Source organism: Mesobacillus subterraneus, assembly GCF_023715485.1.
GTDB classification, from domain to species: Bacteria; Bacillota; Bacilli; order Bacillales; family Cytobacillaceae; genus Mesobacillus; species Mesobacillus subterraneus_B.
This window is the reverse complement of the sequence record NZ_JAMBOF010000008.1, coordinates 60,944-76,204: the sequence shown is the minus strand read 5'-3', so window position 1 is coordinate 76,204 and position 15,261 is coordinate 60,944. Positions and strand designations below refer to the sequence as shown.

17 protein-coding genes are annotated in these 15,261 nt (G+C 45.0%); 13 read left to right on the top strand and 4 right to left on the bottom strand.

Annotated features, from left to right (window positions below):
• Nucleotides 1-185 precede the first annotated feature (185 nt).
• The 6 genes from rnz (at nt 186) to M3204_RS13190 (ending at nt 5,355) form a co-directional block, all read left to right on the top strand.
• Nucleotides 186-1,115 (top strand): ribonuclease Z, encoded by a 930-nt coding sequence (gene rnz, locus M3204_RS13215; RefSeq protein WP_251482577.1) that lies wholly within the window; start codon nt 186-188, stop codon nt 1,113-1,115.
• Nucleotides 1,116-1,133: 18 nt separating this feature from the next.
• The gene (locus M3204_RS13210) at nt 1,134-1,682 is read left to right on the top strand and encodes a histidine phosphatase family protein (RefSeq protein ID WP_251482576.1); all 549 of its coding nucleotides are present in this window, start codon (nt 1,134-1,136) and stop codon (nt 1,680-1,682) included.
• Nucleotides 1,683-1,783: 101 nt separating this feature from the next.
• Nucleotides 1,784-2,068 carry a hypothetical protein gene (locus M3204_RS13205; RefSeq protein ID WP_251482575.1) on the top strand — a complete coding sequence of 95 codons (285 nt, stop codon included), beginning with the start codon at nt 1,784-1,786 and terminating at the stop codon, nt 2,066-2,068.
• Between the two features lie 112 nt (nt 2,069-2,180).
• Nucleotides 2,181-2,549: an ArsR/SmtB family transcription factor gene (locus M3204_RS13200; RefSeq protein ID WP_285856977.1), complete on the top strand. Its 369-nt coding sequence runs from the start codon at nt 2,181-2,183 to the stop codon at nt 2,547-2,549.
• Complete coding sequence (locus tag M3204_RS13195) at nt 2,542-4,680, top strand: heavy metal translocating P-type ATPase (protein ID WP_251482573.1); 2,139 nt, start codon at nt 2,542-2,544, stop codon at nt 4,678-4,680. Before M3204_RS13200 ends, M3204_RS13195 begins: the two co-directional genes overlap by 8 nt.
• 54 nt (nt 4,681-4,734) lie before the next feature.
• A complete protein-coding gene (locus M3204_RS13190; RefSeq protein ID WP_251482572.1) occupies nt 4,735-5,355 on the top strand; it encodes a class I SAM-dependent methyltransferase in 621 nt (206 codons plus the stop codon).
• A 195-nt stretch (nt 5,356-5,550) separates the two neighbouring features.
• Here the strand turns inward: M3204_RS13190 and namA are convergent, their stop codons facing one another.
• The 3 genes from namA to proC all read right to left on the bottom strand — a co-directional run bounded on the left by namA (nt 5,551) and on the right by proC (nt 8,705).
• Nucleotides 5,551-6,573, bottom strand: coding sequence for an NADPH dehydrogenase NamA (namA, locus tag M3204_RS13185; RefSeq protein WP_251482571.1), 1,023 nt, complete (start codon nt 6,571-6,573; stop codon nt 5,551-5,553).
• Between the two features lie 80 nt (nt 6,574-6,653).
• Nucleotides 6,654-7,799, bottom strand: a complete 1,146-nt coding sequence (locus M3204_RS13180) for a glycosyltransferase (protein ID WP_251482570.1) — start codon at nt 7,797-7,799, stop codon at nt 6,654-6,656.
• A 60-nt stretch (nt 7,800-7,859) separates the two neighbouring features.
• On the bottom strand, nt 7,860-8,705 hold the full coding sequence (gene proC / locus M3204_RS13175) for a pyrroline-5-carboxylate reductase (RefSeq protein WP_251482569.1): 846 nt from the start codon (nt 8,703-8,705) through the stop codon (nt 7,860-7,862).
• Between the two features lie 91 nt (nt 8,706-8,796).
• Here proC and M3204_RS13170 point away from each other — a divergent pair, with 91 nt between their 5' ends.
• From M3204_RS13170 to M3204_RS13150, 5 genes are all read left to right on the top strand, one after another.
• Nucleotides 8,797-9,030, top strand: coding sequence for a hypothetical protein (locus M3204_RS13170; protein WP_251482567.1), 234 nt, complete (start codon nt 8,797-8,799; stop codon nt 9,028-9,030).
• Between the two features lie 394 nt (nt 9,031-9,424).
• The gene (locus tag M3204_RS13165) at nt 9,425-10,390 is read left to right on the top strand and encodes an MBL fold metallo-hydrolase (protein WP_251482565.1); all 966 of its coding nucleotides are present in this window, start codon (nt 9,425-9,427) and stop codon (nt 10,388-10,390) included.
• A gap of 11 nt (nt 10,391-10,401) precedes the next feature.
• On the top strand, nt 10,402-11,193 hold the full coding sequence (locus M3204_RS13160; RefSeq protein WP_251482563.1) for an SDR family NAD(P)-dependent oxidoreductase: 792 nt from the start codon (nt 10,402-10,404) through the stop codon (nt 11,191-11,193).
• Nucleotides 11,194-11,297: 104 nt separating this feature from the next.
• Nucleotides 11,298-11,819 (top strand): sigma-70 family RNA polymerase sigma factor, encoded by a 522-nt coding sequence (locus M3204_RS13155; RefSeq protein WP_251482561.1) that lies wholly within the window; start codon nt 11,298-11,300, stop codon nt 11,817-11,819.
• Nucleotides 11,812-13,146, top strand: a complete 1,335-nt coding sequence (locus M3204_RS13150; protein WP_251482559.1) for a DUF4179 domain-containing protein — start codon at nt 11,812-11,814, stop codon at nt 13,144-13,146. The genes M3204_RS13155 and M3204_RS13150 overlap by 8 nt, the downstream gene beginning before the upstream one ends.
• Before the next feature lie 46 nt (nt 13,147-13,192).
• On the opposite strand, the gene M3204_RS13145 is transcribed toward M3204_RS13150, so the two are convergent.
• Nucleotides 13,193-13,384, bottom strand: a complete 192-nt coding sequence (locus M3204_RS13145) for a YqzH family protein (RefSeq protein WP_251482557.1) — start codon at nt 13,382-13,384, stop codon at nt 13,193-13,195.
• A gap of 228 nt (nt 13,385-13,612) precedes the next feature.
• Between M3204_RS13145 and M3204_RS13140 the strand changes: the two genes are divergently transcribed.
• Both M3204_RS13140 and M3204_RS13135 read left to right on the top strand, forming a co-directional pair.
• On the top strand, nt 13,613-14,872 hold the full coding sequence (locus tag M3204_RS13140) for a DinB/UmuC family translesion DNA polymerase (RefSeq protein ID WP_251482555.1): 1,260 nt from the start codon (nt 13,613-13,615) through the stop codon (nt 14,870-14,872).
• 21 nt (nt 14,873-14,893) lie between these two features.
• Nucleotides 14,894-15,232: a YolD-like family protein gene (locus tag M3204_RS13135; protein WP_251482553.1), complete on the top strand. Its 339-nt coding sequence runs from the start codon at nt 14,894-14,896 to the stop codon at nt 15,230-15,232.
• The last annotated feature ends 29 nt before the right edge of the window (nt 15,233-15,261 follow it).

The window sequence follows — 15,261 nt, the reverse complement described above, 5'->3', positions numbered from 1 at the left end:
TATCGGTTTCACGAACATTTAGCAACTGTTTAAACTGTAAATAGTTTTCTTCCATTTTGCTGGAACTATGCCTCTATCAACTAATTCTCTGTTTGGCTTATAAGATTTCGGTCCCTTATGATATATTGAAAAGAATAAAGCCTGTACCGATATCAGGCGTTTTTGTACGAGAGGATGTATGAATTATGGATGTTTTTTTTCTTGGAACAGGAGCTGGTGTTCCAGCCAAGCTCAGGAACGTTACGTCAATTGCTTTGAAATTACTGGAGGAAAGGGGAGCTGTCTGGCTTTTTGATTGTGGCGAAGCGACCCAGCACCAAATTTTACATACAAGCATCAAGCCCAGGAGAATTGAAAAAATCTTCATCACTCACCTCCATGGAGATCATATTTACGGGCTTCCAGGATTGTTGTCAAGCCGTTCCTTCCAGGGAGGGGAGTCTTTGGTGACCGTGTACGGGCCAGTCGGGATTAAAGAGTACATTGAGGTTTCGTTAAAAATAAGCAAATCATACTTAAAATATCCAATCGAAATCATCGAGATTGAAGAGGGCGTCATTTTTGAAGACGAGCAATTTGCTGTAGAAGCAAGGCGCCTCGAGCATGGGATTCCTTCATATGGGTATAGGATAACAGAAAAGGAGCGCCCTGGAACTCTTCTTGCTGACAAGCTTGCAGCCGCGGGAGTAAAACCTGGTCCAGACTATAGAAAAATTAAGAATGGCGAAGAGGTTATTTTCGAGGATGGAACTGTCATTAATCCGAAGGAATTTGTCGGTCCGCCCCAGAAGGGAAGAATTGTTACGATATTAGGTGATACAAGGATTTGCCAGAATGCACTTTTGCTTGCTGAAAAGGCAGATTTACTGATCCATGAAGCTACTTTTTCAGCAGATGAGGAAGCTCTTGCGCATGAATATTATCATTCAACCACGCTTCAGGCAGGCGAAACGGCTCTTAAAGCGGAGGCGAAGAAGCTTTGCCTGACTCACATCAGCTCGAGATATGACCGCAATGACTGGAAGCAGCTAGAAGCTGAAGCAAGGAAGGTTTTCTCTAATACCTTCATTTCTGAGGACTTCCTGGAAATCTCCGTTCCTTATAAAAATGACTGAGTAAAGGAGTGGGTTTATTTGAAAACAATTTATCTGGTTAGACATGCAAGTGCCGCTGGACAGCCGATTGATGCTCCATTGACAGAGCAGGGGAGGAAACAGGCACTTACGCTGGTGAATTTTTTCAAGCAAAAGGAGATTGATATTATTTATTCGAGTCCCTTCAAAAGGGCGCTGGATACGATAAAGCCTCTTTCTGATTCAAGGGAAATCAACGTTATTGAAGATAGCAGACTGGGCGAAAGAGTGTTAAGTACGGTCAATTTTGAAGATTGGCGCGAAAAGCTGAAACAAAGCTTTGATGATTTTAATCTAGTATTCGAAGGCGGAGAGTCACATTCTGCGGGAATGGAAAGGGCCAAGTCTTTAATTGAGGATGTATTATGCTCTGAAGAAGATCATATCCTGCTGGTAAGCCATGGCAATATGACGACTTTGCTGATGAGATATTTCAATGAGAGCTTCGGCTATGACTGCCTGATGGAAATGACGAACCCAGATGTATTTGAATTGGTAGTTTCGAATGAAAAAACAATCCTTAATCGAATTTGGGATGACCGGATCTGAGTAATTTTTAAAGAAGGTGTTTAAAAAGAAACCCAGAGGGAAAATGGAATAGGATGGAATCCAATCCATCCTGACGACAACATGAAACTGGGGGAACTTCTGTGGAATTTTTGCTTTTATTCGGTCTTCATTTTTTTATTATGGGCTCACTTGTCCTATTGTTCAGCGGAATTATAACCTTTATTTTCCCGCGAATGCATTTTCTGATTACGATCTCCCTTTTTGGCGTTGCGGGCTTTCTCTATGCAGTAATCTTTGAAGTCATCAACCTCGCTATTTTCGCCGTATTCTATAACATGATTCTATCAATGATTGCAGTTGGCCTGGTGAAGATTGGTTTTTATTTTAAAAAAGTTGCAGAAAATCAGAGTGAGAAAATCGCATAACTAATTCAGAGCAAGAACCAGGAGAAAAATCCTGGTTTTATTTTTTGTTTGACATTCAAACGTTCTTTTGAATATGATACAATCAAACGATTATTTGAATGAGGTGGTTGAGTTGAAGGATCATGATGTCTGCCAGGTAAACTGTACCGACGAGGAAAAAGTGGAACGGGTAGCCGGGGAGCTAAATGAACAAAATACATCTGAAGCGGCGAAGATTTTCAAGGCTTTATCTGATGAAACAAGAATCAAGATTGCCTACGCGCTTTATATAGAAAAAGAGCTTTGTGTCTGCGATGTCGCAGCGATTGTAAATTCTTCGACGGCTACAGCCTCCCACCATTTGCGGCTGTTAAAGAATCTCGGTCTCGCAAAATACCGAAAAGAAGGAAAACTAGTGTTTTATTCACTTATCGATGATCATGTGAAGCAATTAATCTATTTGGCTTTTGAGCATCAAAGGGAGATGGTTAAGAATGACTGAAGCAGCAGGACAAATGGGAGAAAAGACGATCTACCGCGTACAGGGCTTCACCTGAGCAAGCTGTGCCGGAAAGTTCGAACAGAACGTAAAGCACCTGGATGGTGTTTTTGATGCGAAAGTTAATTTTGGCGCCTCTAAATTGACCGTATACGGTCAGGCCTCCATTGAGGAACTGGAGAAGGCTGGAGAGTTTGAAAATCTAAGGATTTTTCCTGATAAGGCAGAAATCGTCCCAGAAAAAAAGAAACCATTCTGGCTGGAAAACTATACGGTGCTGATCAGCTTAATGCTTATTATCATCGCTTACTATTTCCAATTTAGTAACGGTGAAAAAAGCGTTCCGGCAATAGCTTCATTTTTAGGAGCCATTCTGGTTGGTGGTTATTCGCTTTTTAAGAGTGGGATTAAAAATCTTATGAAGCTCGATTTTGACATGAGGGCACTGATGACCGTCGCAATTATTGGCGCAGCGATCATTGGCGAATGGAGCGAAGGAGCCGTTGTAGTCATCCTGTTTGCAATCAGCGAAGTGCTGGAGAGGTATTCAATGGATAAAGCAAGGGCATCCATCCGCTCATTGATGGATATAGCCCCGAAGGAAGCGCTCGTCCGAAGAAGCGGCAATGAATACATGGTGAATGTCAATGAAATCGAAGTTGGCGATATCATGGTCGTCAAACCAGGCGAGAAAATTGCCATGGACGGGGAAGTCGTCTCAGGATTTTCGGCGGTAAACCAGGCTGCAATAACAGGCGAATCTGTTCCTGCTGAGAAACACGCGGGTGATGAGGTTTATGCTGGAACATTGAATGGTGAAGGTCTTATTGAAGTGAAAATCACTAAATTGGTTGACGATACCACGATTGCGAAAATCATTCACCTTGTCGAAGAGGCGCAGGCGGAAAAGGCACCATCACAGGCTTTCGTAGACCGGTTTGCCAGATATTATACACCAATCATCATTCTAGTCGCATTTTTGGTGGCCATCCTCCCTCCGCTGTTGCTCGGAGCGGACTGGAGTGAGTGGATTTACCAGGGGCTCGCCGTCCTTGTCGTCGGCTGTCCATGTGCGCTGGTCATTTCAACGCCTGTTTCGATCGTGACCGCAATCGGCAATGCCGCTAAAAATGGTGTTTTAGTAAAAGGCGGAGTCCACCTTGAGGAAATGGGCTTGCTGAAAGCCATTGCCTTTGATAAAACCGGCACTTTGACAAAAGGTGTGCCAGCTGTAACTGATTATAAAGTGTTTGCTTCATCCGATCCGAAAAAATTATTCTCGACGATCGCTGCTCTTGAAAATAAATCGCAGCATCCGCTTGCCGCATCTATTGTCCGCAAGGCAGATGCAGATAAGGTCGCGTTCAGAGAAATTGAGATAGAAAATTTCACATCTGTCACAGGGAGAGGAATAAGAGGGACAGTGGACAGCGTAACGTATTATATCGGAAGTCCTAAATACCTTGATAGCATTATGAACGGCGGACTGCCATCCGAGGTTAGTGAAGAAATTTCCCGCCTGCAGTCTGAAGGTAAAACTGTCATGGCTGCCGGAACAGCAGAAGGCTTGCTCGCCTTAATCGCAGTTGCCGATGAAGTAAGGGAATCAAGCAGGGAAGTCATTGAACGACTGCATGCCCTGGGAATCGTAAAAACAATCATGCTTACGGGCGACAACAGTGGAACGGCTAAAGCCATCGGCAGCCAGGCCGGTGTGTCGGATATTGAATCGGAGCTCCTTCCTGAGGATAAGCTGGCATTCATAAAGACTTTGCAGAGGGATCATGGGAAAGTCGCAATGGTCGGCGATGGCATCAATGATGCGCCGGCACTTGCTGCTGCGACGGTAGGAATCGCAATGGGCGGAGCTGGAACTGATACAGCATTAGAAACAGCAGATATCGCTCTTATGGCAGATGATTTGAAGAAGCTGCCATTCACGATAAAGTTAAGCCGCAATACCCTGGCTATCATCAAGCAAAATATCGCCTTCGCGATAGGTGTAAAATTGCTCGCGCTGTTACTAGTGATCCCAGGCTGGCTAACCCTGTGGATCGCGATTTTTGCAGATATGGGCGCCACGCTGATCGTTACACTGAACGGTTTGAGGCTTTTGAAAGTGAAAGATAAATAAACATTTGCGCTGGCGAAAAGAAAGATTATCTATTTTTGGGCTGGAGAGGGTAGGATGAATAATTCATGGAACAAACTCATTTACAAGGGCTGGGCGCCGATTTACGATTCGATTTTTAACGCAGGCCCTTTTTCCAGAGCAAGGGAAAAGCTCTATCAAGATATCCTATTTCAGCCTGGAGACAAGGTGCTATTCGTTGGCGTCGGCACCGGTGCTGACATTGAAAGGTTATCCTATGGAAAACTGGAAGTCACCGCAATAGATTTTTCGGAATATATGCTCCAGAAGGCCCGTGATAAATTTAAAGACTCGAAGATTGATTTCCTCAAGATGGATGCACAGCGGCTTGATTTTCTTGACGAATCCTTTGATTATATCGTCGGCAGTCTGATTCTCTCGGTTGTGCCTGACAGCGGCAAGGCATTTGGCGAGATGGCAAGAGTTTGCCGCAAGGATGGCACGGTAATAATTTTTGATAAATTTGCTGAGCCTGGCAAAGCCTTGTCAGCTCCGAAGAAACTTTTCAGGCATTTAATCAAACTGCTGGGAACGGACATTGGAATATCTTTTGAGGATATCTATCAAAAGAATAAAGCTGATCTTAGGCTTCTCTCGGACGAAGGAGTTATGTTTGGGGATATGTATCGCAGGATTTTGCTGAAAAAAGTGCAATAAGATGAGAGCCGGCTATCAAATGGAGATGGCCGGTCCTTTTTAATAAATTTTTTAAGTTTGCCTTACTGTGGCTAGCAATATTTCAATATTTGATTATTTTAATTAAATCTCATTTCACCAAAAAATAGTTAAAAATCTTTAATTTTTACCAAAATTTTTCATAAAGAAAGCCGGCATGCAACAGTCGGCCAAGCACTAAAATATCCATCCTCGTGTATACTGCTGCGGCGCTTCGATGCTTGTTCCGAGTTCCTTTGCTGCTGTACGCGGCCAGTATGGATCGCGGAGAAGTTCGCGGGCGATGAAGATCAAATCGGCGCGGTCATTCTGCAGGATTTCCTCTGCCTGGATCCCGGTTGTGATCAAGCCGACGGCACCGGTTGCCACACTCGCTTCATGCTTGATTTTTTCTGCGAATTTAACCTGGTAGCCTGGATACACATTTATCTTCGCAGGAACTACTGCTCCGGAGCTGACATCGATCAAGTCAACGCCTAAATCTTTCATCCATGCACCCATACTTGCGTAATCATCGACGGTCAAGCCATCCTCATGATAATCACATGCAGAAACTCGGACAAACAAAGGTCCATCCCAAACCGTTTTTACCGCTTCGAGAACTTCGCGCAGGTAACGGAAGCGGTTTTCAGCGGACCCGCCGTATACGTCTTCCCGTTTATTTGTAAGCGGAGAGAGGAATTGGTTGATCAAATACCCATGGGCAGCGTGGATTTCAATAACATCGAAGCCTGCCCGCTTTGTCCGCTCTGCAGCCAACTTGAATGCCTTGATGGTTTCGTTGATCTCTTCAATGGTCATTGCTTTTGGCTCTTTATATTTATCGTCAAACGCCAAAGCCGAAGGGGCGATAATTTCGTCACGCAAGGCAGCTTTCCTGCCGGCATGGGCAAGCTGGATTCCAGCGGCTGCACCATTTTGTTTAATTTGCTCAGTCAGTCTCGTAAGACCCCGTACATGATCATCACTCCAGATTCCTAAGTCCTGGTGAGAAATCCGTCCCTGCGGCGTTACAGCAGTCGCTTCAAGGATGATCAAGCCCACTTGCCCGACAGCCCTGCTTGTATAGTGAGCAACATGCCAGTCAGTGACGATACCATCCTCCTTTTCGCATGAGTACATGCACATCGGAGCCATGACAATGCGATTTTTCAGGGTAAGGTCTTTGATTTCATAAGGTGAAAATAATTTCGTTTCCAAACAAGAAGCCTCCTTTTATTTCGCAATACAAAATATATTTTCAGTATAACAGGGCTCCTTGAGGAAAGGAAAAATTGTACTCACTTTAAATCATTTTTTCTTAGCTCGCTAAGTGTATATTTCGTCCCGCGCCAGATGATGCCGCCCCTTTTGAAGGTTAAGTAGCTGGCTCTGATGATGGAAAAAATAAACAGCATGGCCGTGAATGGCAAGGCCAGGAACAACCACGGGGAGAAACGCGTCATTTTCTTCGTAACCATCGAATATAAAATGGCAAGAAATATGATATTGGCTGCGCTAAGCAATGCAAGAGCGTTGTTCTCAGAAAAAATCGTAAAGAATGGAATCACTTGTGAGACAAAGACACCGAAAACTGAAAACAGTACCATGCTGATCCGATAATGGAGGCCGGCGAAAGTGTTTTTCTCCAATCCTGCCAAAGCTTCTTTTAAACTTGGATACCATTCCACCTCAATGAGTGTCATAGCTGTCACAATCCGCTGCCTGAGGCCGGCTGCTTTTACCTTCATTCCCAGCTGTAAATCATCATCCGGACGCATCTTGATTTGCTCATGAGTGCCGATCTTTTCATATGCAGACCTTGTCATCATGTTGAATGCGCCGATTCCGATCCCTGTTTTTGAACGGGGGTTGTTTGCGAGCCAGGGCCTCTTGTAATAGGAAAAACCAAATAAGAAGAATGCGACGAAGGACTTCAGCCAAAATGGCTTTGCGCTTAGGTTTGGCGCGGCCGTCATATGGTCCAGACAATGCTTTTCAAAATATCCAACCGCTTTTGAAAAAGCCTCGGGCTCATACATAACATCTGCGTCGGTAAACAGGATCAGCTTTCCGGATGCCTGCTTGTATCCTTTATCCAGCGCATTATTTTTGCCGAGCCAACCTTCTGGCAAACGCTCGATATGAATCACGTTCACTCTTTTATCTAAATCCTTCAGATTATTCATTAATTTGCCCGTTGCATCTTCTGAGCGGTCATTGACCAAGATCCACTCGACATTTTTATACGTTTGTGAAAGCTGGGTATGGACGCTCTGGTAAATATGTTCTTCCTCATTGCGGGCGGCGACAATTACGCTAAGCATTGGTCCGGTATCTGCTGCTTCTGCTTTCTCCAGGGAGTCAAGCCGCCGGAAGCCAAACGAAGCATCAATCGTCGCGACAATCCAAATCATAAGAGTCAATGATAGTAAAATCAAAAGCATTGCGCCCACGTCCCTGTTGTTTTTCTCTATTGTAGAGAAATGAGGGACTAAATTGCAATTTTAGAGGGGGCGGTTTGCTGCCGCAATTTCATTCCCCAGCAAGTGGCCGAGCCTTTTCGATTGGGCAGTCGCTTCCTTGATGCAGGAAATAAATGCAGATTGTACGCTATACTGTTCGAGGATGCTGATGCCTGCTTCAGTCGTCCCGCCAGGGCTTGTGACCTCGAAACGAAGCTGGGCGGGTCCTTTATCCGATTTCGCCAGCATTTCAGCTGCACCTAAAAGTGTCTGGATGATCAGCTGTTTAGCCGTCTGCTTTTCAAGCCCGATTTCTGCTGCGCTTTTTTCCATTGCTTCTACGAGATAATAAATATATGCCGGCCCGCTTCCTGAAAGTCCAGTGACCGCATCTAGCTGAGTTTCTTTAACGATGGCAGTCAAACCGACTGTGTTGAACAGTTCTTTTACCAGCATCTTTTGCATTCCTGTCACGTGTTCATTTACTGCCAAAGCAGTTGCCGATTTACCAATCGCAGCCGAGGTGTTCGGCATCGCCCTTGCCACCGCCAAAGACTTGCCGGCCGCTGCTTCAATCGCTTCAGTTGAAACTCCCGCGAGGACAGAAATTATCAGTATTCCGTCAGTAAGGTAGGCTTTGATTTCCTCTATCGCTGCTGCTGCATCCTTGGGCTTCATCGCAAGAACAACAGCATCAGCATCATAAAAAAGTTCGCCGTAATCATACGTAGCCCTGATTCCATATTTTTGTTCAAGCGTTTTAAGCCTGTTTGTATCTTGCTTATTTGTTACCCACATTTGCTCTCCCGGAAGAAGCCCGCTTGCCCCTATACCGGAAATCATCGCTTCTGCCATCGAACCTGCCCCAACAAAAACAAGCTTCTTCATCAAGATCGCCTCCATATTTTTCTTTTTGGCTCTGTTAAACACGGCTGTTGATTTTCGTTCCAGGCGCTTCGCTTTCCGCGGGGGAAGAATTATGAAAAAGCTCAAGTGCCAGCTTTTTCAAAGACCAAATTCTTCTTGGCTGGCGCTGAGCCCGCAGGAGTCTATGCGCCTTCCACTACAATCAACAGAGTTTAAAAATCAACATTCAGATTTAACGGAGCCTTCTTTTTTTAAAAAAACAAAAAGGCCCTTCATCCATAAAAGGACGAAAGGCCATGCTTCCGTGGTACCACCTTCATTCACTTATTCGGCTATCGCCGAATAAATGCAGCTCACAGTCCGATAACGCCGGTATGCGTCCAGGTTTGCCTGGCAGCTCACAAGGTAGGGTTCAACATGAAGAGGGCGGCGGAGCCTTTCAGCCGGTGGACTCCACTCTCTTGCACCATTCCTGTCTACTCGTCTTGCTCAAGTGCTTTAAAGTTCATGAAATTTTAATAGTGATTATGCAAGAAAGACAACCTTGCTGTCAAGGGGTAATCGGATAATTTTTAGTTTTTTTCTGAAAATAAAATGTGAAAATAATGACAATTGCCCGTTTTAAAGGTAAACTTATTTTTATATTAAAAAAATGCCTGACCTCGCAAAAATGAATAATTACATAATTAAACAAGCAGTTTACCCTATATAAATATAATGTTCAGAGGTGTATAGATGATATGGCAGAATGGAAAGATGGAATCGCAAAACTGACATTGCCGACGCCTTTTCCTGTCGGTGATGTGAATGCCTATTTGGTAAAAGGCGACAGGCTTACGCTAGTAGATGCCGGCACAAAAACCCGGGAGTCATGGGAGTCGTTCAAGTCCCAGCTTGGAGATCTGAACCTCAAGCCTGAGGACATAGAGCAGGTTATCCTGACGCACGATCATCCTGATCATGTGGGCATGCTTGATTATTTTTCGGAGGAATTACACGTGTATGGGCACCCGCTTAATGAACGTTGGATCAACAGGACGCCTGAATTTGAAAAGATTCATCAGCAATTTTATGACAAACTTTTTGTGCAATTTGGGATTCCTGAGCAATACTTTTTGCCATCAATGAAAATAATGAAAAAGACATTGGTATTTTCGTGTGATCGTCCATTATCAGGAGAAATTATAGAGAATGATGTTCCCCCTGCACTTCCAGGCTGGCGGGTGCTCGAGACACCAGGACATGCACAGAGTCATATTGTTCTTCTGCGTGAGAAGGATGGGACAATGATTGCTGGCGATACAATCCTTGCGGGAATCTCGCCGAATCCATTGCTTGAGCCGCCATTGCCCGGCGAATCTGAGCGGCCAAAACCGCTTGTCCAATATAATGCGTCGCTTAAAAAATTGCAGCAGTACCCGATTGGACTTGTTTACACTGGGCATGGAGCCGAGATAGCGGAAGTGCACGGACTTATTGAAAAGAGACTTGCCCGCCAGCATGACCGAGCGTTGCAGGTGAGAGGAATGCTGGAAGGCAGAGAACTCACAGTATTTGAAATTTGTAAATTACTATTTCCGTCTGTCTATGAACGGGAATTGAATTTAACCATATCTGAAACAGTAGGCCAGCTTGATTATTTACAATCCCTTGACGCCGTTACAGTCAGGGAAGAAGGGCCAACCTTCGTTTATACTGCAAAATGAGGTGAATTGTAATGCCATCGTTAACAGGGAAAAATATTATCATCACCGGTGCCTCAGGAGGAATTGGGGCTGAGATTGCCAGGCTTTGCGCGGCGCGTGGAGCGAATCTTGTCCTGCTTGCCCGGAGTATCGATAAACTCGAGATTTTGAAAAAGGAATTACAATCTACATATGCCATCAATGTACATGCCCAGCAGTTGGATGTTTCAGATACAGAGGCCATCAAGGCTGTTTTCTTTGAAGTGCTTTCTGACATTCGCTATGCTGATATATTGGTCAACAATGCGGGCTTCGGGATTTTTGATTATGCACACGAAGCGAAAATTGACGACATCAAATCGATGTTCGACGTGAATGTCATTGGCTTGATGGCATGCACATCGATGGTCCTCCCAGGAATGAAACAGCGTAGGAGCGGGCATATCATCAATATCGCTTCCCAGGCCGGCAAGATTGCCACGCCAAAATCAAGCGTTTATTCGGCATCAAAGCATGCTGTGCTTGGCTACACGAACAGCCTGCGCATGGAGGTAGCTGATGATAATATCTTTGTCACTTCTGTCAATCCGGGTCCGATCGCAACGAATTTCTTTGAGGTCGCGGATAAGCAGGGGACCTATGTGAAGAATGTGAAACGGTACATGCTGAAGCCTGAATATGTGGCGAAACAGGTAGTCGACCGGATGATGACTACGACGAGGGAAATCAATCTGCCGCGCTGGATGAGTTCCGGCAGTATTTTTTACACGCTGTTCCCGCGTATATTTGAGCGCTTTGGCAAGAAGGTATTTAACCAAAAATAAAATTGTCGACCGTCAAAAAAATTTTTGGCGGTTTTTTTAATTCAGTAAAACTTTTTACCAGCTATATGGTCTAATAGATAGATACAAAGTCAGGGGGAGACATTTTGGAGCTTCAAGAATTGGTACAGAAGGCTAAGAAAGGCGACGAAGCGGCATTTTATGAATTGATGCAGCTCCATAAAGGACGCCTATACCGGATTGCTCTTAGCTATCTCAAAAATAGTGAAGATGCAGTCGAAGCGCTGCAGGAGGTAACATACAGGACATTCCGCTCGATCCGGAAAGTGAAGGAGCCGCAATATTTTACGACGTGGCTTACTAGGATCCTGATAAACTATTGCAATGATGAATTGAAGAAAAAGAAAAGAACTCTTGTCAGTGATAACCTGATCAGTTTGATGGGATCTGAACATCAGTCCAGCTGGCTGGAGGTTGAGGAAGTCATCAGCAAGCTTGATTCCAAAACGAGGCAGGTCATTGAATTGAAATACGTCCACGATTTTAAAATCAAAGAAATTGCCGAGATTCTTGAATGTCCGGAAGGTACTGTGAAGACATGGCTTAACAAAGGATTGAAGGAGCTTCGCGGACAGCTCGAAGAAAAGGGGGGATTGGGCTATGCTTAATGCCGAGGAAAAAAAGCTGACAAAGGCTCAGGCCGCACTTGAGAATATTGAAGTTCCTGAATTTCAGCTGGACGCGGCCATTGCTGCCGGCATCAGCAAAGGGAAAAAGAAGCAGAAGAAAAACCTGCTGTTCATAAGGACACTTGCCTCGGCAGCGATCCTGATCTTTGCTTTTACAGCGATGCTGAGGACGTCGGAAACATTTGCTTCTTATGTCACCTCGATACCGGGAATGGAGAAGATTGTTGAACTTGTCCGCTTTGACAAGGGACTGACCTCCGCCATCGAAAATGACTTTGCGCAAAAAATCGGTGTATCTGATGAACATGATGGCATCAAGATTACCCTGGATTCGGTGATTGTCGACGAGCAGATGATGGTATTGTTCTATCAAATGGAATCTTCCGGAAATCGCAAGGACATTTCAATTAAGGATATTCAGCTGACCGATGACCAAGGCAAGAGTCTCGGATTCAGTTCATCAGTATGGCTCGGGCCCGTCGACTTTCAGCAGAAAAACGTTTATCAAGCTACGTACACCTTTGACGGTAGGCTTCCTCCTGAAAACATGAAAATGAATATTTGGCTTGCAGAAGGAAGGGATGGCGAGGTGATTACCAAGCTTGAAGATAAATGGGTACTTCCTTTCTCGGTTGACAGAGATTCCTTCATGGGTAAAAAGGAGTTCATCGATGTGAATGAAACTGTCACGATAGAAGGGCAGAAGATAACAATTGAAAAGGTGTCGATTTATCCAACTCAAATCGGTGTCATTGTGCACTTTGACGAGGATAATACAAAACAGATATTCAGATTTGAAGACCTGCGCCTTGTGGACGAAACAGGTGAGGAATGGGCAGCAATTTCAAATGGAACCATTGCTTCCCATTTCAATGAGAATCGGCACGAGGTTTACCTGCAAAGCAATTATTTCAAAAAGCCAAAAGAGCTATATCTGCGCTTCAATTCGCTGCGAGCGCTTGGTAAAGACGAGGTAGAAATTATGATTGATCCCGGGAAAATGGAAGTCCTGAAGGCTCCAAGTGACGGGAGATTGCTGAAAGTGAGCAGGGAGGAGAATCAATTGCTGCTCACCTTCCAAAGAGACTCCAAGGATGGACATGGAAATATTTCTATTGATCAGGCTGTTGACCCAAGCGGGAAAGAAATCGGAGATGGTTCAGCTTCTTTTAGATGGAACGATGAAAGTCCTTTGGAAGTTTTAATTCCTTATTTTGGTGAAGGAGCGGCACCTGGCCCGATTACCCTGAAGCTGAATGATTATCCCGCAACCATCAAAGGCGAAGCGAAGATCAGATTAAAATAATCAAAAGGCTGTCCTGCAGGGCAGCCTTTTCGATTTGGTGATTTTTTTATGTAGCCAAAAATTCATAAACCGCATCATTAATGATGTCATGCAAATCCGTCTCAGGCTCCTCATTTTTCAGTTCCACAATCTTTATATATATTTCTTCAAATTCCGCCTCGCTGAACGGCAGTGAATCATCATGCCGGTACTGCACGAAGCATTTCTGGATCATCTTTCGAATGAGTTTTTTATCCATGAAAAATAGCACCTCTCCATCCGATTATACTCTGAACTGCCAGCTGAAAACAGCACTGTATAAAAATGTCCAACATTGGCATGACTCACCATTTACACCTTAATTAAGTCAGTCCGCCGGAAAATTACCATTGAAACCGAACGCATATTCGCTTAAGATTATGGGTATAATGAAATAGAACAGATGTTCCTATTAATGGCAGACAACCTGCAGAAAGGAGAAAAAAACATGGTCGATTACAGCGAAATGCCGCAAAACAAAATTCTTTGTGTTGATATGAAAAGCTTCTATGCCAGCTGTTCCGCAGTGATGCTGGACCTTGATCCTCTTGAATGCTACCTGGCTGTGGTCGGGAACCTCGACCGTCCGGGAAGCGTCGTCCTGGCAGCATCGCCCCGTTTGAAAAAAGACTTTGGCATAAAAACCGGCTCGCGGAAGTTTGAAATTCCTGATGATCCGCGAATTATTGTCGTTGATCCCCAAATGTCAACGTACCTGCGAATCTCCACTGAAATCTCCCGTGTATTCAATCGCTATGTCCCGAAGGAAGCGATCCATACCTATAGTGTCGACGAAAGCTTCATAAAAGTAGATGGGGCTTCGAAGCTTTGGGGAGACGCTGCTTCAATCGCAAAAAAAATCAAAGATGATATCGAGCGCGAGTTCCAGCTCCCTTGCGCCATTGGAATTGGCCCGAATATGCTGATGTCAAAACTTTGCCTTGACCTGGATGCGAAAAAGAAAGGCATTGCTGAGTGGACCTATGAAGACGTCCAGACAAAGCTGTGGAATATCTCGCCGCTCAGCGAAATGTGGGGGATTGGCCGCCGTGTCGAAAAAACACTGAACAGCATGGGGATTTTTACCGTCGGCCAGCTTGCCCGCTATGACCTTGAAAAACTGGAGAAAAAATTTGGCATCATGGGCAACCAGCTTTACTGGCATGCGTGGGGAATTGATTTCTCGGATATCGGTGCTCCTATCATGGAAGGTCAAATCAGCTTTGGGAAAAGCCAGATTCTGCTGCGGGATTATAAAGAAGAAAAGGAAATCAAGCATGTCATCCTCGAAATGTGCGAGGAAGTCGCACGCCGGGCAAGGAGCCATGGGAAAGCCGGGCGGACAATCAGCTTTGGGGTAGGCTACAGCCAGGATGAATTCGGCGGAGGCTTCCACCGGTCCAGGACGATCGAGGAACCGACGAATATCACGATGGATCTGTATCGCGTCTGTCTTGAGCTTTTTGCCGAGAACTACACGGGAAAGACGGTGCGCAGCATTTCAATTTCACTCGGGAACCTCATCACCGACAGCGAATTCCAATTGAATTTATTTGAAAAGAACGGCTGGAAGAAGAAAGAGCTAGGCTATGCAATGGACCGGATTCGCAGCCGGTATGGCTCGACAGCCCTTTTAAGAGCGGTTTCCTATACGGCAGCCGGAACAGCAAGGCATCGAGCGGCACTCGTTGGTGGACACAAAGGCTGATAGCAGAAGGAGGAGATAAAGATGATTCGTGATCGTGGAAGAATTAAATGGACTTCAATGATGCTTCCAGAACATGTAAAGCTGCTCCGTGACTGGGCACAGGAGGACCAATATGAACAACAAAGACAGCTTGATGAGCAGCAGCTCGAACAATTGAACGAAACCATTCTCGAAGCGATGGAGTATAACCGTCCAGTCAGCATCACCTATTACCGCCAGCGGAGGTATGAACTGGTGGTCGGGAAAATCCATTACTGGAACGACCTCGGACAGAAGCTCCATGTTGTGGACAAATTCGAGGAACTCCATCGCATCCAGCTTACGGCCATTGCGGATGTCAGGCATGCAGACGAATGGTAAGGTGTTTTTAGCCAATGGCAACTCCACAA

Excerpts from the sequence above, each read along its gene's own strand:
- rnz (WP_251482577.1), top strand. The coding sequence starts at position 186 with ATGGATGTTTTTTTTCTTGGAACAGGAGCTGGTGTTCCAGCCAAGCTC.
- M3204_RS13190 (WP_251482572.1), top strand. The coding sequence starts at position 4,735 with ATGAATAATTCATGGAACAAACTCATTTACAAGGGCTGGGCGCCGATT.
- M3204_RS13180 (WP_251482570.1), bottom strand. The coding sequence starts at position 7,799 with ATGCTTTTGATTTTACTATCATTGACTCTTATGATTTGGATTGTCGCG.
- proC (WP_251482569.1), bottom strand. The coding sequence starts at position 8,705 with ATGAAGAAGCTTGTTTTTGTTGGGGCAGGTTCGATGGCAGAAGCGATG.
- M3204_RS13170 (WP_251482567.1), top strand. The coding sequence starts at position 8,797 with ATGAAAAAGCTCAAGTGCCAGCTTTTTCAAAGACCAAATTCTTCTTGG.
- M3204_RS13165 (WP_251482565.1), top strand. The coding sequence starts at position 9,425 with ATGGCAGAATGGAAAGATGGAATCGCAAAACTGACATTGCCGACGCCT.
- M3204_RS13160 (WP_251482563.1), top strand. The coding sequence starts at position 10,402 with ATGCCATCGTTAACAGGGAAAAATATTATCATCACCGGTGCCTCAGGA.
- M3204_RS13150 (WP_251482559.1), top strand. The coding sequence starts at position 11,812 with ATGCTTAATGCCGAGGAAAAAAAGCTGACAAAGGCTCAGGCCGCACTT.
- M3204_RS13145 (WP_251482557.1), bottom strand. The coding sequence starts at position 13,384 with ATGGATAAAAAACTCATTCGAAAGATGATCCAGAAATGCTTCGTGCAG.
- M3204_RS13140 (WP_251482555.1), top strand. The coding sequence starts at position 13,613 with ATGGTCGATTACAGCGAAATGCCGCAAAACAAAATTCTTTGTGTTGAT.
- M3204_RS13135 (WP_251482553.1), top strand. The coding sequence starts at position 14,894 with ATGATTCGTGATCGTGGAAGAATTAAATGGACTTCAATGATGCTTCCA.